The organism is Holtiella tumoricola, from assembly GCF_027857615.1.
GTDB classification, from domain to species: Bacteria; Bacillota; Clostridia; order Lachnospirales; family Cellulosilyticaceae; genus Holtiella; species Holtiella tumoricola.
The window spans coordinates 50524-73153 of sequence record NZ_JAQIFT010000016.1; the positions used below are offsets into that span (position 1 = coordinate 50524).

Below are 22630 nucleotides of genomic sequence, written 5' to 3' on the forward strand. Positions count from 1 at the left end.
TTAGGTTAGTTGTGCAATAGCTCCCTTACTTTACATGTTTTCAATTAATACTTTCTTATCTTCATTACAAATAATCTTACGCTCACTACCTGTTAAGTAAGTCTTAAGAACCACTTTCCCACCCCAAAGGGTTTGAATATATTTAAGGGTCTCTGTTGCATAAGAAAGTTGAAGTTCACGACCATCATATAAATGGTTTAAAACTAATGTATTGTCTTTACGAATTACTTCTTCAACTTCTATGTTTGGAATACCACCCATTCCTACACTATTAGCAAGGGTGTTTCTTACATTTTTCCAACCCTCTTCATTTGAAACTTCTGATACCACATAATAGCGCTCTTCTTCTTCAAATACACAAAGATTACAAGCATTTGCTATATCATAAGTTAAATAGTTACGAATAAAAGAAGCATCTCTTTCAACTTCTCTTATTCTCGCTAATTCACTAAAGTCATGGTCATAGCGTTCATATAAATCTTCCCAAATCTTAAATCCAATAAAATAGGGGTTCAGTCTACCTGGCACTGTACAGATCACATTATTATGATGTTTTAGGAATTCTAGTTGCATACCTGGTGGTAAGTTTAAGTGATTAACAATGTTATAATGCCAAAAACTCGCCCAACCCTCATTCATAATCTTTGTCTCAATCTGAGGCATAAAGTAACGGCTTTCTTCCATTACGATCAACAAAATGTCTTTTTGCCACTCTGCTAGGTCGCCTTCACGCCACAAGAAATCAAGGATATTATCACAAGGAAATTCAATTTTTTCTTCAAACTGAGCACCATTTTTCATAAAGCTACCACAGTGATGCTTAATGGCATGAGCTGCATCTAATATAGATTCTACTTCGCTATAACCAATACTTGGATCTTGGATATATTCTCTTATACGTCCTGCATGATTTTTAAACATATCTACGGTTAGATCCGCTTTAGTATAAGATTTGAATAATCTATTATTTTTAAAGAAATCATTATGACCGTATACATGAGCAATAGTTAGAATTTGAAGAACTAGGCTATTATCTTTCATCAAGTAGGCAATACAAGGATCCGAGTTAATAACCATTTCATAGGGAAGACCTGTCAAATTGTAGTTATACAACGTTTTAATACGTTCATAATTCTTACCAAAACTCCAATGAGGGTAATGAGAAGGCATACCTACATAGGCTTCATAACAAATCATATCTTCAAAACTAATAATTTCAAACTCTTGTTCATAATAATCTAAACCGATACCTTTAGCAATTTCCTCAATACGTTCATTATACTCTGTTAATTCCTTGAAGGAATAGTTCATGATACATCCTCCCCTCCTCCTGACCTTTGCTCTATCTTCAACATATCAACAAAGGCTTTCCATACATCTTCTTTTTTAAAGATTTTAACAGCTGAGAAGTTTGGACTTTTTACCTCTTCTACATACTTATTCATAATTGTACTTGTATAGGTGCTGATTTTAATTTCGCCGTATCCAAATAAATTACATGTATCACATAATTTATTTGCAAGCTCTACAGCACGATCATTATCTTCTCCCCAGTTATCACCATCACTACAGTGGAATGCATAGATATTCCACGCATCAGGTGGATAACGCTCTTCTATAACTTGTAGCGCCTTTTCGTAACCACTACTAATATAGGTACCACCACTTTCACCTCTATGGAAGAAATCATCCTCAGTTACTTCCTTTGCAACGGTTGTATGAGCAACAAAAACAATCTCTACATTGATATACTTAACTTTTAAGAATTGATAAAGTAAGAAGTAGAAACTTCTTGCTAAATACTTTTTGGTATGGCCCATAGAGCCTGATGTATCCATGATACAAATAACAACCGCATTTGAATCTCTTTGCATTTTCACTTTTCGTCTAAAATATTTCAAGTCATCTTCATGGAAAGGCACACGCATATCCTCTACATCTAAGTTTAACTCAGCTGCTGCACGTTTTAAGCATTTCTCCCTTTTAATCTTAGACATAACCGTATGCTTTTTAGAAAGGCGTGGAGGGATGCCTTTCTGCTGAACCCCCCACTTTTTCTGACTATCTTCTGATTCTACTTCTTTGAACTTTTTCTGTTCCAAATAAGGTAAGTCTAAGTCTTCAAATAAATAATGAATAGCCTCATCTACAGTAATTTCTGTTTCATAGATATCTTCGCCTTCTCCATTACCTGCTTCATTAGACTCATCTCCATCCCCTTTAGGAACACGTTTACCCTTTTGTTCATTCCCTGTCCCCGAACCAACACCTTGTTGATTTTTGCCATATCTAAAGTAGTATTCTTTAAGCCCTTTAATGGGAATCTTAATCTTCTTATTTTTGGTCTGACCTACTATACTTTCCTCTGCAATAATGCTGCCAATATTTTCTTTAATACTTTTTTCTACTAACTCTTTATGCCTACGACGGTCTTCAATACTACGATCTCTGCTATTGGCTTCAAACTCTTTAAAAATTGCCATAGCAATCACCTAGTCTTTCCATAAATTATTAGCAGCGTACTTCAAGATAACATTACAGCAGTGATCGCAGTAACCATTGTGTTTCATTTCTTCTACCATCGCATCATATTTTTCATTTTGATCTTTGTCACGCACCTTGCTCTTTGTAATAATACGAGAAAGTTCGCGTACAGAAGATGTTAATTTCTTTTCAATCGCTTCTTTAAGTGGTTCATAAGAAGTATAGTCTACAGTTGTACCATTACGGATAACTGAGAACATATAAGCTGTAACATCTTGTCTAAAACCTTTAGCACCACTTTGAGTCACACCAATTTGTTCTTCAATAGAACGCATGAACACTTCATCTGGTGAAAGTTCTTCCCCTGTACTATCATCTTTAAGTTTTGTTCTATTAACATAAGCTTCAGCATGGTCAAGATAGTTATTAAATAAATCTTGTGCTTGATCTTTATAACCATGGATAAAGGCTTTTGTAACTTCTTTTTCAAGAATCTTATGATATTCTTTTTTAATTGTATCTTGTAAGAAGCCTAAATAACGTTTTTTAAGTTCATCAGAAATAGACATTTCTTTGATTTCACGTAATAAAACTTCCATCAAACTAATTGGATTAATACAATTAGATTCTGATTCTGAAAGGGCTGTATCTAACGCTTTAGAAATAAAACGTGTAGAAATACCAGTCATCCCTTCTCTTTCTGCTTCTTCTTTAAGTTCACTAATATCAATACGTTTTGTTGTCCCTTTTTCTATAATTTCTTCACCATTATAAATTTTAAGCTTAGTCATAGGGTCTACCTTATTAGATGGTGTAAGCCTTGTAAGAATTGCAAACATAGAAGCAATTTCTAGTGTATGTGGTGCAATGTGCGCATCAAAGTATGAGTTACCTAGCATCTTTTGATAGATTTTAACTTCTTCATTTAATTCTAGGCAATAAGGTACTTCCACTTTTACAATACGGTCTAAAATCGCTTCATTGGTATGATCTGACCTAAATTTATTCCATTCAGCTTCATTTGAGTGAGCTAAAATAACCCCATCAAAGTAAATCATAGAACCTTTTCCTGGTGAAGGTACATTCTTTTCTTGTGTTGCTGTGATCATGGTATGCAAATACTCTACGTCATTTTTGAAGACCTCAATAAATTCTACAATACCACGGTTCCCTACGTTGAAAGCACCATTTAAAGAGAGTACACGTGGATCATCTTCAGGATAAAGGTCCATTTTTGAAATATCTACTGATCCTACAAGTACAGAAGTATCTTGATTGTTTGGATCAACAGGAGGTACGACACCAATTCCTTTTCTAGATCGAACAGAAAAGTCCGTCTTTACAACAGGGAAGTCTTCATATTTTCCTTTAAATTCATGGATTAATCGATAACGACATACTGGACATAAGTCACCTTCTATTTTGACACCTAATGCATCCTCAAATGCAGCACGACTATGTTTTGGAATTAAGTGAAGAGGTTCTTCACGCATTGGGCATCCTTCAAGAGCATAAATAGGTTCACTTGTTTCAAGTAAACGTTTAATCGCATCAATTAAAGAAGATTTACCAGCACCAACAGGACCAACTAAATAAAGTACTTGTTTGGCTTCTTCACCTTGCATGGCTGCAGAGTGTAAGTATCTTACAATCTTCATCAAAGTCTTATCAATACCAAAAAAGTTTTCTTTAAAGAAATGATACTGTTTTAATGTATCTTTTCCATAGATCCTTCTAAGCCTTGGATTTTCCTCTGTGTGTACCAATGTCATACCTTGGTCTACAATCAGGTCATAAATACGCTTATGAGCTAACTTATATGCTTCGGGGTTTTCTTGTAATATATGTAAGTAATCAAGGAAAGTCCCCTCAAACTTATAATCTTGCTTCGCCCGTCTATCAGCTTTAATCATTTCAGAAAAATCTACCATATTCATATCACTCCTTTGAGAGTATGTTCGTGCTTATTATCAAATATATGGTGAAAACTACTTTTCCATGATTAATTTTTAAGTTAATTTTTTGGATAAATCCATACTCGTTTAAATAGAAAGAAATTATATTCAATTCCTATCTAAAAAATGCTATAATGATACTCATCATACTAAAAGGAGGACCTATTTTTGATTATTCCGTCTCAAGCTTTATTGACAGACTTTCTTCTCCCAAAAGCTGATCGCACTGGCAACTACTTCGGTCATATTATGGGAACTGGATTTATTCAAGATTATCGTGATTTTTTAGCACGTTTGAATCAACTCTCTACTGACACGACTCAGCAAATATTGCTTTTTAAAACGGCTCTTAATAAGCCAAATGATATAGATGTACTCATTCAAGAAATCAAGACACTTCCTATTGGCAATTTTACCTCTTCTCATTTAGAATTTACGCGGTTTGATGACTTTAATACAGCCATTATTCAAGCTTTAGATATGATTATTCCTCATGCCATTCATACCGAACACTTTCCAAATGACGAACTTCAAAACTTATTTATTGCCAAGTTATTTTATTGGATTCACACCTATCTTGAGCCTATAGACTTTTCAAAATCTGAAGTCCCTAAAGCTATTTTCTACGGTCCTATCAAACGTCAAGAATGTTATTTTATCCTTCTCTTAGCTCTAGTAGGCTTTGATACTTTTTACCTAAACCCAACTCATGATGTTACGTTCGGACTTATTGATAGCCTTGGTCTAAGCCAAACACTGATTTTAGGTGAACCTGCGCCCTTTGAAGACTTTGATGACTTAGCTCATGCAGGAAGCGTTATTGACCATATTACTACTTCAGCTCGTCACGCTACTGACCAATTAGAAGCTTTTATGTATACAGATAGTGGGCTTTTTAAACCTTGGCAATTTGCAAAAGGGACAACCAAGCCCCTCTTATTGGATGCTGTTTTAGAGGATTTAGAAACTTATTGGGATGAACCTTCTAAATTACGACCTGGTTTTAAAACAAGTGGTCAAGTTGTTTATCCACCTGTTTTCTTTACAAAAATTGCTGGCGTCCATTTAGATTTAGAAGCCTATTTTACTTTTGTCCAGAAGTTATGTAATAGCAAACATTATGTTCTCTATACGCAAACCCATTTTGCTAGCCTTAATAAAGTCTCTTCTAGAGATATTTACTCTTTGATCTATTGTTTAAATCCTGATAAGACCATTAATCGTGAGGCGCTAAAAGCCCATGTGCTTTATAAGCACCTTCTCACTTTTAGATCAGAGGTACAGACATTTATTTTAGACAAATTAGATGCTTTATTAGCACCTAATGCAGGCGAAATCTTTAATTTCAAAGTCACAGATAAAGAGCGTAGCAACCTTATCGCCCTTATTCTTACGCTAGAAAATCAGCTTTTAAATCTTATTGATAGCTACGACTTCCCTCAAGATATTCCAAAGTTGATCCTCTATATTAATAATCGTGCAACGTTTACAACAGAAGTCGGTATGTTACTTGCCTTACTCCATACCATTGGATTCGATATTATCTTACTCTGTCCTAATGCTGCAAATAACATCGAGCTCTTACTTTCTGATCAATATATCAGAACTTTACGTTTACCTGAACTAGCTTATGACTTACAACTTAGAAAACCTCAACCTGTAAAATCCAAATCGTTCTTCAATAAATTTTTTAGATAAAGGAGTTATACATTATGGCAATTCATTTTAATCCAAACCAAACTCAAGAACAACCTACACCCACTGTTGATCTAGAAAGCTCCGTTTTAAATGGTATCACACTAGAACCTACTGCTCCTACTACCCTACAACCTGTTAAACAAGAAGAAGTTGCAACATTTATCCAAAATTACAAAGAAAAACTTCGTAAGCTTCCTGAAGTCGAAGCCCTTACTGGTGAAATTCGTGTGGATGATCCCACTACAGTCTTAATGTTTGGTCAAAATGCTACTGTTGGGATTTCTAAAGTATCCGATAACCTACTCTCAACCATGAAAGCTGTTAAAGCCGAAGAAGCAAGTGAAATGATTAATCAGCTTACTAAAATTATGGATAAGTCTGACATTAAAGATTTAGAAGATGTAAAAGAACCTTCCTTTTTTGGCAAAATCTTTAATAAAGCTAAAAACTCTGTAGAATCACTTTTTGAAAGATACGATACAATGGGTAGTGAAGTAGATAAGGTTTATACTGTTCTAAAAAAATATGAATTTGATATTGCTAAATCTAACGATACTTTGAAAAAAATGTATGATACTAACATTACTTATTATCAAGACTTAGAAAAATATATTGTTGCTGGTGAAATGGGTATTGAAGAAATTAATACAAAGCTTATTCCTGAGTTTGAACAAAAGGCTCTCGCTAGTGGTAGCCAGTTAGATCTTGCCAATGTAGAAAGCTTAAGGCGTATTGGCGAAATGCTTGAACAACGTGTTTATGACTTACGTGTAGCTGAAAATATCGCCCTTCAAACTATTCCTATGATCCAAGGTATTCAATACAGTAACTTTAACCTTACCCGTAAGATCAATTCGGCTTTCATCATTACACTTCCAATCTTTAAACAATGCTTAACGCAAGCCGTTATGCTTAAACGTCAAGAATTACAAGCTAAAAGTTTAAAAGCACTTGATGACAAAACTAATGAACTTCTCCTTCGTAATGCTCAGAATATGGCAACTCAATCTACTAACATTGCAAAAATGGCTACTGGAAGCTCTGTACATATTGAAACCTTACAAAAAACTTGGGAAACGATTATGGACGGTATTGAGCAAACTCGTGCCATCGAAGCCGAAAATCGCTTAGCACGTGAAAATAATACAAAGACTCTTGAGTCTATGAAGTTAGAAATGGCTCAGAAATTAAATGTAGAATAAATAGTAAAAAGATTTTAGCCCTAAATACGCTGTTTAAATAAAGTGTATTTAGGGCTAAAATCTTTTCAATAAGTTTTATTTTTTACTCTATCTTTTTTCTACAATCCGTATTGCTCTGATTGCATAGATTGAAGCAATATATTTAACTTCCAGTGTGTATGATCATGTATCAGTTGAAAAAGTGTGATTGGATTTGTTTGCGCATAGTGCTGTAATAGGGGAATCTTCAAAATCTCTTCTTGTGTTTTTGTATGCACTACTCTAAGCCAAACGTCTTCTGGGACTGCTGTAGGAAGTTTACCTTTTTTTAAGTGATACGGGTGGAGTACAAAATTAAAATACTGAATATTATCTGGTATATTACTAAGCTTAATAAAGATCTGTTCATCTTGATAACCAGACTGTGTTATTTGATCTCCCATATGTCTTATACACTGTGTAGGATGCCTTAAATTATCTAATGCGATCTTATTTCTCTTATCCCTAAGCTTCTCTCCTTCTTCTAATAAAAGCACAGTTGTAGCATATCGACATTCCTGTGTATTTAGATGTAGAAAACTTAACAATCCCTTTCTTTTTATATCATTAGATTTCCACTGAATTTCGATCATAAATTGGTCTTGCTCTCTAGATAATTCTGTTAAATCTAAGCTTTGACCTAATTTTAATCCCATTAACATATGACTTCCTCCCTAGAACTCATACTCTTATAATTTAATTTTATATACTATTCTATTATCTTCAAAATCATATGTCAATATTGATTATACAAAAAGCATCTATCTCCTCTAATGCACAGGAGATAGATGCTTTGTATTATAGGCTTCTACTAAACTTTGTACTTGGTAATAACGGTTTCCATCTACATAATCAATATATTGTATCTTGCGAATATCTAATGTATTAAATAATACATGTGCATAGTCCTTTGCTACATAATACTCTCCATCTACAACTAATACAGGTACCGTGTACTTCATAGGTACAGTAAGTGTTGCACCTGAAAATTCCTCGATTTCACCAAGGAAGTTACCTTTTTCCATAAGGTTATGATACGTAGAGACTAATTCCTTTTGACTCGAGAGTGTATAGTCTTCTTTACCTTCTGAACTGACTTCAGCCATATCAACATCTATATAGAGTATACCTTTTATGCGTGGATAAGATTTAGGAACTGTATCATAAAAATAATTGAGTAAATTGACTGCTTCAGCAATTTGATACGTATGGTCTACTCTAGAATAATGAGAAATGGCTACACCTGATAAAATAAGTGGTTTTTCTGATTGGAACGTCTTATACCATAGGTCTAGACCTTCTTTATAATTAGCTGTATATTCTGTTCTAGACTCATACTGTGGTAAATAAGCATTCAACCCAACCCAGTCTACCATATTGTTTCCCGGGTAATAATTAACATAACTACTTACATCTTCAATATCTACACTCCACACAACAACTGCATTATCTAAATGCTTTTTAATGAGTTCATAACTTGTTTTGTAGTAGGCTTTATAAGCCTCTGGGTCACCTGTTTCTCTATTAACAGGATACAGTTCTATAAATACCGGCTCTTTATATTTTGTTTTTACATCACTCACTAAGTGATAAATAGGTGTTGTATCATAATCTTGATTCATCATAATTTTGATATAAGGCGTTTGTTTGTTTGCTAGACATTCTAGCATTTGCCTACTTGTTACATCACCTGAACCTTGATATTGCATGACTCTAAAAGCTTGTTTACTTCCTACTAATTCCTCAAACTTTTTAATGTCATTATCTAAAGCTGAATTACTCTCTACATAAGCGCCTGTATAAATGCCTTGTACAGGTTCTAGTAATCCTTTTTCTACATGATTTGGAATATATAAATCAACAAGCTTCTCCTCACACTCAGATGTAAGGATTGTCTCACTCGCTATAACAGGTTGGTCTACAATCTCTGAGCTACACCCTACAAGTAGGGCGGTACATAATAAAACCCCTATGAGTGTTTTCTTCATTCTTCTCACCTCATAGGGATTATAGACTTTTTTTTAACCTTCTATACATCTTTATCCTGTATATATTTTGCAAGTGGCTTTAAATAATTTAAATAAAGCCCACCTTCTATAAAAATTTCATAATCTGTATTAAATGCAACATAAGGTATTGATTTACGCCCTCCATTTACTGCAATGTTATAATACTTTTTAATTTCTTCTAATGTAAATAAAAAATATCGGTCATACTTTTTAAAATAGACAATAAGAAAGGCCTCTCCACCTTGATTTTGGAAGTCCTCCATAAACTCAATCTGATGAAGATGAATATTGGCTAATGGAAGGGCTTCCTTGGTTGTCTCTTTCGCATCAAAACATATGGGTGTACCTTGAGCTACACCAATATAGTCTACTGTACTTTTTTGATCAAAATAAGCTAAGGTAATAACTCCTTTTGTCTTATCTATTGTAATGGGTTTTATAGGCGTAGGAATCTTTTGAACCATCGCTAATTTTAACTCTCTATATTTCTCATTGGTTGTATTAATAGTTTCTTCTAATACACTTCCTCTTAATCCTCTCGTATTCCAATATGCCATTTTTTTCCTCTTTTCTTGATTTTCTGTAATTTTTTGGTAAAATAGAAATATAAGTTGAAAGGGGGATTTTATGCATCTTATTCTATTTGTTCTAAAATGCTTTATTACAAGATTTAATTTTTTTCATTTATCTCCTCTAGATCAAGCACTTGAACTTAAACGTAATCATCTTTACTACTTAGCTGGCCGACTTTATCTTAAAGAAAAAGCTTATAAAAAAGCAATCTACTGTTTTGAAAAATGTCATGCTTATCGCTCACTTATGTACTGCTATGAAAAACTCGGTAATACTTCCGTCGCTTTAGAAGTTGCGGACAAGCATCACCTCTATAAAGAAGGTGCTATGCTATGCAAAAAACATAATAATGATAAAAAAGCAGCTTACTTCTATAAATATTATAATCCTTATCTAGCTGCAAAACTTTATAAGAAATGTAGCTGTTACTATGAGGCTGGTTTATGTATGTTAGAAAATCATCAATATTTAAGCGCTATCGAAACTTTTTATAAATGTACAGATCCTCTAGATAAGCTTGCCGGTCTTCGTCAAGTAGAAGAAGTAGCGATTGTGATGTACTTAAAGAAATTCTATTATGAAAGTATGCACCTTTTCACTGCTCTTGGAGACTATTATTCTGTATTAGAGTGTGCTAAAAGACTGGATGATCCTGTTCTTATTGATGAAACCTCTAAACTTATCGCTTCATTTGAAGCAGAAGATAATAATTACGCTCTTGCTGCCCACTACATAGCATCTAGCAATCATGATACAGCTTTACTCTACACCTATCTTTCTTATAGAGATAACGATGCACTCAAGCTTTCTTTATTTAAAGGGGCCTACTTTAATGCCCTTAAAATATGTTTTCATAATAATGACTTACCCCTTGCAAAACAAGTGGCGAAACTCTATGCTTAGAGCTTCGCCACTTTAACTTCCTATGAGACCTTCACCTACACAAATTTCACTATATATTTTAGGTGCTGCTACAGTAAATACTCTATTTTCCATGTAGTCAAATACACTCTCACACAATTCAAATTTAATCTTATAAGCACATAAAACTTGATATGCTAATCCATAACAATTCTTAAAATATTCGTTTTCTGATGCATCACCATATTTAGGATCTCCTATAATCGGATGTCCTATTTGACTTAGGTGTGCACGAATTTGATGGGTTTTACCTGTTACAAGTTGTACTTCTATTAGCGTATAACGCCCATTACTTTGTAAAGGTAGAATACGTGTCTCTACAGGTTTTACACCCTCAACATATTCTTCTACAATTTTAACTTCATTTTTACCTTTTTCTTTAATATGGTAACCTTTAAGAACCATCGGCTCTGTAATACGCCCAAGTACGATACTCATGTAGTACTTAGAAATTTGTTTTGTTTTTAGCATTTGACTAATTTGTTGAGTTGCCTTTAAGTGCTTCCCTACAAGTACAATTCCAGCTGTATTACGATCTAGACGATTACATGGTGCTGGAATAAATCCATTGGCCTGTTTAGGATTATAAGAACCATTCGTTGATAAATAGTACTGTACCTCTTCTGCTAGGCTATGTCCATCTGCTTTATCTTTTTGTGTTAAAAGACCTAAAGGCTTGTCTACAATAAGGATATTTTGATCTTCATACACAGTCTTAAAATTAATTGGACTTATGCCTATAGATCTATTTTCTTGCATTTCTTGTATCTGTTCATCATGTAAAAAAATCTTTATGATATCTCCTTCTACAAGAAGTTCATTACCCTTTGGTTTCTTCCCATTATATTTAATTTTATTTGTTCTCATCCATTTATAAAGAAGACCTTTAGGACATTTATTCATATATTTTAATAAAAATTTATCTATTCTTTGTCCTGCTTCATATGGATTAATTGCCACTTCTTTCATGGTATACTCCTATTTACATTAACATGCCATCAATAATTTTCGTATTTCCTTGTAAAGCTTCACTTGCAAAGCAAGCATCTTTTTCTATTTTAACTGTTGCATTCTTAATAGCTTTTCCATTTTCAGCACAAATATAATGTAACTTTGACCCATCTATACCTTTGTTATTCATTCTTAAATTTAATAGTAGTTTTGCTTTTGCAATCATCTCTTGATTCTTACTAATAAAGTAAAAGTTTCTTGATGTTACTATAATGTGTTCAAAATAAAGTGTCACCATTGTATCTGGAATAATACAACTATGATAACTATCAAAACTTCCTTTCATATGATCAAGGATTTCTGAATGTTTTACTTTTGGATCTTTATACTTGGCATATGCAAAATATCTAGATACATTTAAAGCTACAGGTAATGCCAACAATGCTGCTACTATTGTAAAGTAACTTGCATTTTCATTGGTAAAAAAGAACCCTATCGTTACAATCGCTACAATTACAAGTCCCCATCCAATACTTTTTATCAAATGGCTCTTTTTCTTTTCTTTTATATAGTCTTTTGGTTGTTTTATCATATGTCTCCCCCTCTACTCTTCATAGATCATTTTAACGGTCATGCCACCATCTATTACAAAATTCGCTCCTGTTATAAACCCTGCATCTTCACTGGTTAAATACGTAATAGCTTTTGCTACATCCTCTGGTACGCCTACACGACCAGTTAAATGTTGCATATGATCTTTTTCTCTTAGGGCTACAAACTTTCTATCTTTCTTTTTCTTCCATCCATTTGTTTCAATCCACCCTGGACATATGGCATTTACACGAATCTTCGGTCCTAAACTTGCTGCTAATGAATGTGTAAGTGCAAGTAATGCACCTTTTGATGCTGAATACGGCTCTGTATTAGGTTCACTCATAAGTGCCCTTGTAGATGCAATATTTACAATGTTTGCTCCTTCTCCTATCATATACGGTACACAGTATTTTGTACACATATACGCTCCTGTCACATTCACACGTAAAACATATTCAAAATCTTCGATTGTTGTTGTAAATAAATTCCCCTGTGTCTGAGCTGCTGCATTATTAATTAAAATATCAATTTTGCCATATCGCTCTGCCACAGCAAAAGCCATCTCTTTTACAGAATGTTCATTACTTACATCTGTGTGGATGAACAGTGCATCTAAACCTTGCTCCTGTAAAAGTGCTTCGACTTCACGTCCTGCTTCTTCATCAATTTCTGCAATAATGACACTTGCTTTACGCTTTGCAAACTCTACTGCTGTACATGCGCCTATCCCTTGTCCGGATCCTGTAATCACCACTACTTTATTTGAAAAATCCATTTCACACCTCCAAGGCAGATTTAGTGCTTTACTCTATATTTTATCAAAAAAATACTAGACTGAAAAGAAGTTGTTATGAAAAAAACACATAAGTTTTACTAAACTTATGTGTTTTAAGTGTATTATTTCTAAATATTAACCGTTGTATCGAACAAACTATCGTTATTTGCGATACTCGTCGCATTTCCGAATACACAGTATTCATTTTGTTCAAGTACTTTTCGAATCGCTTCCGCAAAACTTCTAAGAGTCTCATTAGTTGTATTAAAGATTTCATCTCGTGTTTTTTGAATATCTGCTTCTGTTGTGTCAACAAGAGCATAAACCTGTGCTGTATAGCCTTCTGTAGATGCCGTATATGGGAAATCCATACCACTAATGGTTCCAATTAAATACTGTACCATCTCACGCTCACTTAAGTTAAGATTTTCTACATAATCAGGTAACTTTCTATAAATTTCTAAAGTCTTTGCAACATTTGGGTCACGATAAGAAACAAAGAACATATTACCGCTCTTTCTAAAATCTGCAAAACAACCATAGGCTCCATTTTTCACACGTACTTCGTTCCATAGATAATCCATAGAAAGAATCGTTTTAAGCATTAAATACCCACCATGATATTTAAAGCCTAATTTCTTAAAGTTATATCCCATTGCTACATAGTTAACATTCCCTGGATAAATGAGTCCTTCTCTTATTATACGAGGCTTAAATTCAAACGCTGTAGTTGGTATAGATGTGCTTTCTAATTGATTTAACCCTTGCTCTACAGCTTCCATACATGGATTTACAAGCTCCTCATCTACTGTAAGACCAATTGTATAGCGACTACGGTTCATAAAGACACTATATGCTTTCTTTAAGTTAGCAATCACTTCATCTTGGTTTGTATCCCATTCTTCATCAATCTGACAGACTTTCTTATAGAACACAAGACCTTTTGTAAGTTCATCAAAATACTCTGCTTGGCTAAATCCAGCAAGAAGTACACTATAAGCTATCTTATGTCCATCACCACTTAAGGACATCTCCATCATTGATTTCATCTCTTTAATAATTTCACGTACACGACGTTTATCATCAAAAGAAGTTTCATTTATAATGGTATGGACTAATTTCACTTGCTCCTCTAATTGATTAAATAGTGCTTTTGTTTTAACAACAAAAACTTTTTTAAACGTATTCTCTTGATTTACTTTATGCAATGCTTGAATATGGAACTCTATACCACCTAAATGCTCATCGATTGCCATAGATAAATCTTCATAAGCGTAAGACTTTGTATCTAATTTACTCAGCATACCTACTAACATACCAAGGTAAGGTAAGCTTTCCTCTTCTACACCTTCTAAATCAATAAAATGATTGAGATAAACTACTTGGTTTGTGAAGATCGGGCTAATGATATATTCTGTATCATTCTTTTTGTCCTTTCTAAAACGAGGGAAGTTAGTCTTACGATCTAGCTCTTCTCTTTTTAGAAGTGGTATAGATTGAATCGCTTCTAAAGCATCTGGTGTTTGTTGAGATTCATTAAAAGCCAATGTCTTATTAATGTAAGCCTGTAATGTTTCTTCGTCCCAGCTTTCTTTAATTTTAGCAAGTTTATTCTTTACCTTTTCTTCAATAATAGCATCTAAGCCAACTTTAGGTTCAATAGTCATCTTAATGCTATGTGTATTATTTAAGAGATATTTCTCAATTAGTCCTTCAAAGTATCCTGTATCTTTTTTAGCTTTTAAGTTTTCAAGTAACGTTTCATATCTTAAATAAATAGTTGGGTCTTCATCATAAATCCAACTTTTCATTGTTCCAATATACCAAAGTAAACCTTTTGAATAGCCTTTAAAATCTCCTTCACGAAGTTCAAATTCTTTAACTTGAAGAGCACCATTTAATAAAGACCTTGGAATACCTTTTTCTACTAAACTCTGAAGTGTTTCTTGAATGACTTCGTAGAAACGTGCTTTTTTGTCCTGATTTACATTCTTTGCCATAATACTAAAGATTGGCTGTTTTAAATGGGTTTGGAATGCACCAAATGCATCTTCTCCTATGCCTTCACTAAGAAGTGCTTTCTTAAGTGGAGATGCTGGTGTTTCAAGCAATACATATTCAAGTATTCCAAGTCCTACCATTAACTCACGGTCTACTGTTTCTCCTGTCACACAGTTATAAGAAACATAAAGTTGATTTGGCTTATCTTCTGTAACAGAATAATAAGTTGTAACTTCTTTTGCTTTTTCAAATGGTGCTTGCTTAGCTATTTGTGAATCTACTGGTTGGTACTCAAAATGAGATAAGTAATCTTTGTCAATAAAGTGAAGCACTTCTTCTATATCTAAATTACCATATAATCCAATATAACTATTAGATGGATGATAGTACTTTTTGTGGAAAGCTAAAAAGTCTTCATAGCTTAAATCTACGATTGCTTCTGGTGCGCCACCTGATTCATTATGATAGGTTATATCTGGGAAAAGAGCTTCTTTAATTTTCCTAAAACCTACTTCTTCTGGAGAAGAAAAGGCTCCTTTCATTTCATTATAAACAACCCCTTTATATTCAAGAGGTGCTTCTTTATCTTCAATATGATAACGCCATCCTTCTTGCATAAGAATCGTATCATTCTTATAAATATTAGGGAAAAATACTGCATCTAAATACACATCCATTAAGTTATGGAAGTCTGCATCATTTTGACTTGAAATAGGATAAATTGTTTTATCTGGATAAGTCATTGCATTAAGATACGTATTAAGTGATCCTTTAGAAAGTTCAATAAATGGATCTTTTAATGGGAACTTACGTGATCCACATAATACAGAGTGCTCAATAATATGAGGTACTCCCGTACTATCATGAGGTGGTGTACGGAAAGCGATTCCAAAAGTTTTGTGCGGATCATTATTTTCCATATATAAAATGCGAGCTTTTGTTTTGTCATGCTCATATAAATTAACTGTACAATCTATTTCTTTAATATACTCTGATTGTTGCAAAGTATATCCTTTTACATTGTGCGCCATGGCATTCTCCTTATTATTAATTCTTATTTTATAAACTCAAGTTTATCATTTTTCTATTGTGCACGCAAGTTATTAATAAGTGTGCTAACCGTTACAAATTCAACATTTTGAGCTTGTAACTTAGGAATCATTGCTTTAAGTGCAGCTGATGTATGAGGTCCCTTTTGTGGTCCTACATGTCCGATAACTATGGCATATCCCTTTTTCTGTGCCACTTTTAAAGCTTCTTGTAATTGACCTATTACATATTCTGTTGTTGGTGTATTATCAAGAAATACATCTCTTTCTAAATAGGTAATCTGTTTTTCATTAGCAAGTGCTAATGCCACATCATTTTTACAAGTTTTGCTATCTACAAAGTAAAATCCTTTTTCTTTTGCAAAATTCATCAACGCACCCACAATGGTTTTATTTTGCATAGCACGTGACCCCATATGATTATTCATTCCTAATGCATATGGAATTTCTTCCATTGCAGATTCTAAAGTTGTTTTTACTTTATCTACTCCCATTCCTGTTGTAATGCCCTTAGGACCTAGCCAATTAGGTTTGCCATTAATAGGTTCAAGAGGAACATGTAAAATAATTTCTTTGCCTGCTGCATGAAGCTTCTCGGCATCTTCTTTGGCATATGGCATACCTGGAATAACGGCTCCTGTTAAAGGTATTGGGAGGTTAGCAATAGCATCTGTACCTGCCATTTGATTTCCAAAATCATCTATAATGACAGCAATATATAATTTTTTATTGACTTGCTCTTTGGTTGATGTCTCCTCCGCATAAGTTGAATAGGAAAGTCCCATTAATACAATTAATGCACAAAAAGTGAGTATTATACCTTTTAATGATTTTTTCATAATCATCGCCCCTTTCAAATCCATTATGCTTAGTATGTGTTTTTATCAAAAAAAAACACTTGTTTTAAACAAGTGTTTTAATGAGCTAGAAATTTTTCTCTACATTCCCAGCTACAGAAGAAATATTCTTTTCCATCTTTTAAAATACGATAAGCATCTTGTTTTAAAAGTTCTTTCCCACAAATTGGGTCAATCACTAAATCTTTTGGTACTTCCTCTACAGGTTGTATAGTAGTTGGCATATTTTCTATAACTTTGACTTCACCATTGACAATGGAAATACCTTTAACGTTAGGATTGTCTTTATAAGTTTTCATGACTTTTCTTATTTTTATTGTATAGCGTATTAAATTAAATAGGCTAAGTAGCATCATAATAAGAAAAACATTAATTAAAATATCTAAAAATAATTCCATTTTATAGGGTCCTTTCTTTATTAGAACTAATGCCATTCTACCTCAATCATATGAATTTATTTTGAATATGAGAACGCACGAGATAAATCTTCAATAATATCCTCTACATTTTCAATACCTACACTTAGACGAATAAGAGTTGGACTAATGCCTGCTGCTACAAGTTCATCATCATTCATCTGTCTATGTGTAGAACTTGCTGGATGTAAAACAGCTGTTCTTGCATCTGCTACGTGCACAACAATTGCTGCAAGTTCTAAATGATCCATAAACTTCACAGCATCTTCTTTAGTTCCTTTAATTTCAAATGAGATTACCCCACTTGCACCTTTTGGCAGATACTTTTTCGCTTTCTCATATTGGCTATTACCTTCTAATAAAGGATAGTTTACACTAGCCACTTGTGGATGCTTATTTAAAAACTCAGCAATCTTTAAAGCATTCTCACTATGTCTATCCATACGAAGATGTAGTGTTTCAATTCCTAAATGAGTTAAAAAAGCATTTTGAGGACTTATACAATTCCCCATATCTCTTATAAATTGTACCCTAGCTTTTGTAATATATGCAGCCTTCCCAAAAGCTTCTGTATAAACTAATCCATGATAAGAGTCATCTTTTGTAGTAAATCCTGGGAATTTACCATTTGTATAATCAAACTTTCCACTATCAACAATAACCCCACCAATACATGTAGCATGTCCATCCATATATTTAGATGTAGAATGAACAATAACATCTGCACCGTATTCAAATGGTCTACAAAGATATGGTGTTGCAAATGTATTATCTACAATTAATGGTAAGCCATGACTATGTGCAATTTCTGCCCAGTATGTAATGTCTAATACATTTAAAGCTGGGTTAGCAATAGTCTCACCAAAGATTAATTTTGTATTTGGACGTACTAATTTTGCTACTTCTTCAGCTGTTGTATCTGGTGATACAAAACTTACTTCAACCCCTAACTTTTTAAAAGTAATCGCAAATAAGTTGTATGTACCACCATAAATGGTATTTAAAGAAATAAGATGGTCTCCTGCTTCACATAAGTTAAGTACAGCTACCATGGTTGCTGCTTGCCCTGAAGATGTACAAAGTGCCCCTACCCCACCTTCTAATGCATTAATTTTATTTTCAAGTGCCTCAACTGTTGGATTACTAATACGTGTGTACATATGTCCTGGCACTTCAAGATCAAAAAGCTTTGCAACATGTTCTGTAGAGTCGTATTTATAAGTTGTACTTTGATAAATTGGAAGGACACGTGGCTCGCCGCTGGCCGGTTCATATCCAGCTTGAATCATCTTGGTTTCTATTCTCCAGCTCTCTTTCATTTAAATTCCCCTTTTCTTTTGTAAAAATCTTATATGACTAGATGTATTTTAAGAAAGAACGATCCTCTTCTTCATTTGAAGAATCTTCACCTTCTGTTTCCTCTTCATCTTCTTCGTAGTCGTCCTCTTCGTCTTCTTCATCTTCTGTTTCACTTTCAGAGTCTTCGCTACGTTTAGCTGCCTCTTCAGCTGCTTTAATATGAAGGGTAAAGTTCTTTTGAATAAAGAATGAGCATAATGCAATCGTTAAAACAGGTGAAATTACAAGCATAAGTGGGAAGATTAAAGAACTATATTGTACTAAAATTGCAATCCCTACCATAATAATGCTAGATGCTAAATGCTTATGTGAAAGTACAAATGCTGTTAAGAAAATGCCTTTTCCTTTCATATGGAATCTAGATAATAAGGCAAAAACATAAATTGTCATAATAGCAGTTTCTAGCACTAAGAAAAGAGCAAGCCCTGTTAATAAGAAAGATGGTGTTTTACCCATATTCATTAAGATTAAACGGTATAGGAAGCAAGAAAGCCAAAGAATACCTACTCCTATTGTAAGTGGTATAGATGTAAGGAAGTTTTCTTTAAAGCTTTTAAAGAAATCTTTTGTTACATAGGCATCTTCACCTCTAATTTTTTTACCGTATACATAAAATACAGCTGTTGTAGATGCACCTATTGTGATAATTGGTAAGCTACAAATAATCCAGTAAAAAGTTAAAATTAATAAATCGGCAATTTCAGTCCCCACGCGATACACTGGACCATCTAAATCAAATATTTTCACTTTTAAAACCTCCTAGTCGTTCTTGTTGTTGTGAGTGATGTGTGTATTATACTACATTTTCACTTAGTTTTCTATCATGTTTTACAACTCTTATATAGTATTTTAAGGGATTTATGTGTAGAAATTATAATAAGTATAGTATTTTTAACTTTACTATAAATAATACTTGAAATTTAATTTTTAAGGTGTATAATTATACATAAATAGTTATATATATAATTTTTTTATCTAATGGAGGGATTTAATTATGAAAGAAAAAGTTGTTTTAGCATATTCCGGTGGTTTAGATACATCTGTACTTATTCCTTGGCTTAAAGAAAACTATGATTATGACGTTATTGCAGTATGTATTAATGTAGGTCAAGATGCAGAACTTATAGGCTTAGAAGAACGTGCACTTAAGATGGGGGTAAGCAAAGTATACGTTGAAAATGTTAAAGATGAATTTATGAAAGACTATGTATTTCCTATGATTCAATCAGGTGCTATTTATGAATCTAAATACTATTTAGGTACTTCCATTGCACGTGCTGTTATTGCAAAAACACTTGTTAAAATAGCTGAAAAAGAAGGTGCCGTTGCAATCTGCCATGGTTGTACAGGTAAAGGCAACGATCAAATTCGCTTTGAACTTGGTATTGCAGCACTTGCACCACATCTTAAAGTCATTGCACCATGGAGAATTTGGGATATTTCTTCTCGTGAAGAAGAAATTGCATATTTAGAAGAACGTGGACTTGAAATACCTGTCAAAAAAGATGATAGTTACAGCCGTGACCGTAATATGTGGCATATCTCCCACGAAGGTCTTGATCTTGAAGATCCATGGAATGCACCTCTTTATGACAAAATCCTTAAACTTGGTGTATCTCCTGAGCAAGCACCCGATGAGCCAACTTACATTACTTTAACCTTTACTGAAGGTATGCCTACTCACCTTAATGGCGAAGAAATGGATCCTTCCCATCTTCTTGAAAAGTTAAACGAACTTGGTGGTGCAAACGGTATTGGTATTGAAGATATTGTAGAAAACCGTGTCGTTGGTATGAAATCTCGTGGTGTTTATGAAACACCAGGTGGAACGATTCTTTATAAAGCCCACGAAGAACTTGAGCACCTTACACTTGATCGTGAAACATACCGTTTCAAACAAGAAGTTGCCCTTGAGTATGCTGACCTTATTTACAATGGAAAATGGTTCACACCCCTTCGTGAGGCACTTGGTGCTTTTGTAACAAGTACTCAAAAAGTTGTTACAGGTGAAGTAAAACTTAAACTTTACAAAGGTAACGTTATTCCACAAGGTAGCCAATCACCATACTCTCTTTATAGTGAAAACCTTGCAAGCTTTACAACAGGTGATCTTTATGATCATCATGATGCTACAGGCTTTATCAATCTTTATGGTCTTCCATTAAAAGTACGTGCACTTATGGAAGCTAGCCATAAAAACAATAACTAAAATCATACTTATACAACTATACACTATGAGGAGGCCTGACTATGAAACTTTGGGGCGGACGCTTTGCAAAAGAAACAGATGCTTTGACTGATCACTTTAATTCTTCTATTTCTTTTGATGCAAGGCTATATAAACAAGATATTATTGGAAGTGTTGCCCATGTTATAATGCTTGGCAAACAATCCATTATTAAAGAGGAAGAAGCCGAAGAGATAAAAGCTGGGCTTCTCTCACTTCTAGAAGCTATTGAAAATAATGAAGTGACTTTTAATGAAAAAGCCGAAGATATTCATATGAATATTGAAACCCTACTTATTTCTCGTATTGGAGAAGTTGCAAAGAAAATGCATACCGGGCGTAGCCGTAACGATCAAGTTGCTCTTGATATGCGCCTTTATGTTATGGAAGAAATCTGTACGATTAAAGAGCTCTTACATGATTTAATGGAAGTTATTGTTAAGGTAGCTAAAGAACATACTGAAACCATTATGCCTGGTTATACCCATCTGCAACGTGCACAACCTATTACTTTTAGTCATCATCTTATGGCCTATTTTGAAATGTTCAAACGTGACTATCAAAAACTAGGGTTTACATATGATATGACAAGCAGCCTACCTCTTGGTAGCGGCGCTTTAGCTACAACTACTTATCCATTAGATCGTGACCATGTAGCACATGCACTTGGCTTTAATGAAGTATGTGGTAACAGTATTGATGGTGTATCTGATCGTGATTTTTGCTTAGACCTTATTTATAATCTAAGTCTTATGATGATGCATCTTAGTCGTTTTAGTGAAGAAATCATTTTATGGAGTAGCCATGAATTCCATTTTATTGAACTAGATGATGCATACAGTACAGGAAGCTCTATTATGCCACAAAAGAAAAATCCTGATATTGCTGAACTGGTTCGTGGTAAATGCGGCCGTGTCTATGGGGACCTTATGGGGCTGCTTGCTACGATGAAATCTCTTCCTCTTGCCTATAACAAAGATATGCAAGAAGATAAAGAACGTACTTTTGACGCTATTGATACCATCAAAATGTGCTTACCTATTTTTACAGCTATGCTAAATACAATGACAGTACGCAAAGATACCATGTATAAAGCAGCTTCTGGTGGCTTCACTAATGCAACGGATGCTGCTGACTATCTTGTAAAAAAAGGTATGGCCTTCCGTGATGCCCATGAGGTAATCGGTAAACTTGTGCTCTACTGTGTCACACATAGTAAAGACTTAGAAAACTTATCATTAGATGAATATCAAGCGATTCATCCTATTTTTGAAGAAGATATTTATGAGGCCATTTCACTTATTACATGTGTTAATGAACGTAAGGTGAAAGGTGGACCAAGTAAAGAAGCTGTTACTGCACACCTTCATGCTGCTGATACTTTCTTAAATAATCTCTAACCTTTTAAAAAGCCTCTTACACCACGTAAGGGGCTTTTTTATAGCAACTTCTCTAGTATTTTAAATTTTTTCTTTATTAGAATACTAGACTCCATATTCTTTATAGAATAAAAGGACGTCGTATTCTTCAAATACGACGTC

Annotated in this window: 19 protein-coding genes; 5 read left to right on the forward strand and 14 right to left on the reverse strand. The window is 33.9% G+C overall.

Features of this window, described 5'->3' with window-relative positions:
• Nucleotides 1–30: 30 nt before the first annotated feature.
• The 3 genes from PBV87_RS03860 to PBV87_RS03870 are packed head-to-tail and all read right to left on the reverse strand — an operon-like array spanning nucleotide 31 to nucleotide 4415.
• On the reverse strand, nucleotides 31–1311 hold the full coding sequence (locus PBV87_RS03860) for a SpoVR family protein (protein WP_301335040.1): 1281 nt from the start codon (nucleotides 1309–1311) through the stop codon (nucleotides 31–33).
• A complete protein-coding gene (gene yhbH, locus PBV87_RS03865; RefSeq protein ID WP_053984192.1) occupies nucleotides 1308–2483 on the reverse strand; it encodes a sporulation protein YhbH in 1176 nt (391 codons plus the stop codon). Before yhbH ends, PBV87_RS03860 begins: the two co-directional genes overlap by 4 nt.
• A gap of 9 nt (nucleotides 2484–2492) precedes the next feature.
• Complete coding sequence (locus PBV87_RS03870) at nucleotides 2493–4415, reverse strand: PrkA family serine protein kinase (RefSeq protein ID WP_330373735.1); 1923 nt, start codon at nucleotides 4413–4415, stop codon at nucleotides 2493–2495.
• Between the two features lie 192 nt (nucleotides 4416–4607).
• Here PBV87_RS03870 and PBV87_RS03875 point away from each other — a divergent pair, with 192 nt between their 5' ends.
• Nucleotides 4608–6137, forward strand: coding sequence for a YceG family protein (locus PBV87_RS03875; protein WP_271011207.1), 1530 nt, complete (start codon nucleotides 4608–4610; stop codon nucleotides 6135–6137).
• A 14-nt stretch (nucleotides 6138–6151) separates the two neighbouring features.
• On the forward strand, nucleotides 6152–7339 hold the full coding sequence (locus PBV87_RS03880) for a toxic anion resistance protein (RefSeq protein WP_271011208.1): 1188 nt from the start codon (nucleotides 6152–6154) through the stop codon (nucleotides 7337–7339).
• Between the two features lie 98 nt (nucleotides 7340–7437).
• Here PBV87_RS03880 and PBV87_RS03885 read toward each other — a convergent pair whose 3' ends face one another.
• The 3 genes from PBV87_RS03885 to PBV87_RS03895 form a co-directional block, all read right to left on the reverse strand.
• A complete protein-coding gene (locus tag PBV87_RS03885; protein WP_053984195.1) occupies nucleotides 7438–8019 on the reverse strand; it encodes a TerD family protein in 582 nt (193 codons plus the stop codon).
• 108 nt (nucleotides 8020–8127) lie between these two features.
• Nucleotides 8128–9345, reverse strand: coding sequence for a glycosyl hydrolase (locus PBV87_RS03890; RefSeq protein WP_271011209.1), 1218 nt, complete (start codon nucleotides 9343–9345; stop codon nucleotides 8128–8130).
• Nucleotides 9346–9386: 41 nt separating this feature from the next.
• On the reverse strand, nucleotides 9387–9923 hold the full coding sequence (locus PBV87_RS03895; protein WP_271011210.1) for a Holliday junction resolvase RecU: 537 nt from the start codon (nucleotides 9921–9923) through the stop codon (nucleotides 9387–9389).
• A gap of 70 nt (nucleotides 9924–9993) precedes the next feature.
• On the opposite strand from PBV87_RS03895, the gene PBV87_RS03900 reads away from it, so the two are divergent.
• Nucleotides 9994–10842 carry a hypothetical protein gene (locus tag PBV87_RS03900; RefSeq protein ID WP_053984198.1) on the forward strand — a complete coding sequence of 283 codons (849 nt, stop codon included), beginning with the start codon at nucleotides 9994–9996 and terminating at the stop codon, nucleotides 10840–10842.
• 12 nt (nucleotides 10843–10854) lie between these two features.
• Here PBV87_RS03900 and PBV87_RS03905 read toward each other — a convergent pair whose 3' ends face one another.
• The 8 genes from PBV87_RS03905 to PBV87_RS03940 form a co-directional block, all read right to left on the reverse strand.
• Nucleotides 10855–11829, reverse strand: a complete 975-nt coding sequence (locus PBV87_RS03905; RefSeq protein WP_271011211.1) for an RluA family pseudouridine synthase — start codon at nucleotides 11827–11829, stop codon at nucleotides 10855–10857.
• Nucleotides 11830–11842: 13 nt separating this feature from the next.
• Complete coding sequence (locus tag PBV87_RS03910; protein ID WP_271011212.1) at nucleotides 11843–12403, reverse strand: hypothetical protein; 561 nt, start codon at nucleotides 12401–12403, stop codon at nucleotides 11843–11845.
• A 12-nt stretch (nucleotides 12404–12415) separates the two neighbouring features.
• Nucleotides 12416–13180 carry a glucose 1-dehydrogenase gene (locus PBV87_RS03915; RefSeq protein ID WP_053984201.1) on the reverse strand — a complete coding sequence of 255 codons (765 nt, stop codon included), beginning with the start codon at nucleotides 13178–13180 and terminating at the stop codon, nucleotides 12416–12418.
• A 128-nt stretch (nucleotides 13181–13308) separates the two neighbouring features.
• Nucleotides 13309–16212: an insulinase family protein gene (locus tag PBV87_RS03920; RefSeq protein ID WP_271011213.1), complete on the reverse strand. Its 2904-nt coding sequence runs from the start codon at nucleotides 16210–16212 to the stop codon at nucleotides 13309–13311.
• Between the two features lie 53 nt (nucleotides 16213–16265).
• Nucleotides 16266–17069: a divergent polysaccharide deacetylase family protein gene (locus PBV87_RS03925; protein ID WP_271011214.1), complete on the reverse strand. Its 804-nt coding sequence runs from the start codon at nucleotides 17067–17069 to the stop codon at nucleotides 16266–16268.
• A gap of 77 nt (nucleotides 17070–17146) precedes the next feature.
• Nucleotides 17147–17485: a YHS domain-containing protein gene (locus PBV87_RS03930; RefSeq protein ID WP_271011215.1), complete on the reverse strand. Its 339-nt coding sequence runs from the start codon at nucleotides 17483–17485 to the stop codon at nucleotides 17147–17149.
• 56 nt (nucleotides 17486–17541) lie between these two features.
• Nucleotides 17542–18822 carry an O-acetylhomoserine aminocarboxypropyltransferase/cysteine synthase family protein gene (locus PBV87_RS03935; RefSeq protein WP_271011216.1) on the reverse strand — a complete coding sequence of 427 codons (1281 nt, stop codon included), beginning with the start codon at nucleotides 18820–18822 and terminating at the stop codon, nucleotides 17542–17544.
• Between the two features lie 37 nt (nucleotides 18823–18859).
• The gene (locus PBV87_RS03940; RefSeq protein ID WP_271011217.1) at nucleotides 18860–19609 is read right to left on the reverse strand and encodes a YesL family protein; all 750 of its coding nucleotides are present in this window, start codon (nucleotides 19607–19609) and stop codon (nucleotides 18860–18862) included.
• 247 nt (nucleotides 19610–19856) lie between these two features.
• Between PBV87_RS03940 and PBV87_RS03945 the strand changes: the two genes are divergently transcribed.
• Both PBV87_RS03945 and argH read left to right on the forward strand, forming a co-directional pair.
• On the forward strand, nucleotides 19857–21071 hold the full coding sequence (locus PBV87_RS03945; protein WP_271011218.1) for an argininosuccinate synthase: 1215 nt from the start codon (nucleotides 19857–19859) through the stop codon (nucleotides 21069–21071).
• Between the two features lie 41 nt (nucleotides 21072–21112).
• Nucleotides 21113–22489, forward strand: coding sequence for an argininosuccinate lyase (gene argH, locus PBV87_RS03950; protein WP_271011219.1), 1377 nt, complete (start codon nucleotides 21113–21115; stop codon nucleotides 22487–22489).
• The last annotated feature ends 141 nt before the right edge of the window (nucleotides 22490–22630 follow it).

Excerpts from the sequence above, each read along its gene's own strand:
- PBV87_RS03905 (WP_271011211.1), bottom strand. The coding sequence starts at position 11,829 with ATGAAAGAAGTGGCAATTAATCCATATGAAGCAGGACAAAGAATAGAT.
- yhbH (WP_053984192.1), bottom strand. The coding sequence starts at position 2,483 with ATGGCAATTTTTAAAGAGTTTGAAGCCAATAGCAGAGATCGTAGTATT.
- PBV87_RS03930 (WP_271011215.1), bottom strand. The coding sequence starts at position 17,485 with ATGGAATTATTTTTAGATATTTTAATTAATGTTTTTCTTATTATGATG.
- argH (WP_271011219.1), top strand. The coding sequence starts at position 21,113 with ATGAAACTTTGGGGCGGACGCTTTGCAAAAGAAACAGATGCTTTGACT.
- PBV87_RS03860 (WP_301335040.1), bottom strand. The coding sequence starts at position 1,311 with ATGAACTATTCCTTCAAGGAATTAACAGAGTATAATGAACGTATTGAG.
- PBV87_RS03885 (WP_053984195.1), bottom strand. The coding sequence starts at position 8,019 with ATGTTAATGGGATTAAAATTAGGTCAAAGCTTAGATTTAACAGAATTA.
- PBV87_RS03890 (WP_271011209.1), bottom strand. The coding sequence starts at position 9,345 with ATGAAGAAAACACTCATAGGGGTTTTATTATGTACCGCCCTACTTGTA.
- PBV87_RS03925 (WP_271011214.1), bottom strand. The coding sequence starts at position 17,069 with ATGAAAAAATCATTAAAAGGTATAATACTCACTTTTTGTGCATTAATT.
- PBV87_RS03895 (WP_271011210.1), bottom strand. The coding sequence starts at position 9,923 with ATGGCATATTGGAATACGAGAGGATTAAGAGGAAGTGTATTAGAAGAA.
- PBV87_RS03900 (WP_053984198.1), top strand. The coding sequence starts at position 9,994 with ATGCATCTTATTCTATTTGTTCTAAAATGCTTTATTACAAGATTTAAT.
- PBV87_RS03945 (WP_271011218.1), top strand. The coding sequence starts at position 19,857 with ATGAAAGAAAAAGTTGTTTTAGCATATTCCGGTGGTTTAGATACATCT.
- PBV87_RS03920 (WP_271011213.1), bottom strand. The coding sequence starts at position 16,212 with ATGGCGCACAATGTAAAAGGATATACTTTGCAACAATCAGAGTATATT.
- PBV87_RS03915 (WP_053984201.1), bottom strand. The coding sequence starts at position 13,180 with ATGGATTTTTCAAATAAAGTAGTGGTGATTACAGGATCCGGACAAGGG.
- PBV87_RS03880 (WP_271011208.1), top strand. The coding sequence starts at position 6,152 with ATGGCAATTCATTTTAATCCAAACCAAACTCAAGAACAACCTACACCC.
- PBV87_RS03870 (WP_330373735.1), bottom strand. The coding sequence starts at position 4,415 with ATGGTAGATTTTTCTGAAATGATTAAAGCTGATAGACGGGCGAAGCAA.
- PBV87_RS03935 (WP_271011216.1), bottom strand. The coding sequence starts at position 18,822 with ATGAAAGAGAGCTGGAGAATAGAAACCAAGATGATTCAAGCTGGATAT.
- PBV87_RS03910 (WP_271011212.1), bottom strand. The coding sequence starts at position 12,403 with ATGATAAAACAACCAAAAGACTATATAAAAGAAAAGAAAAAGAGCCAT.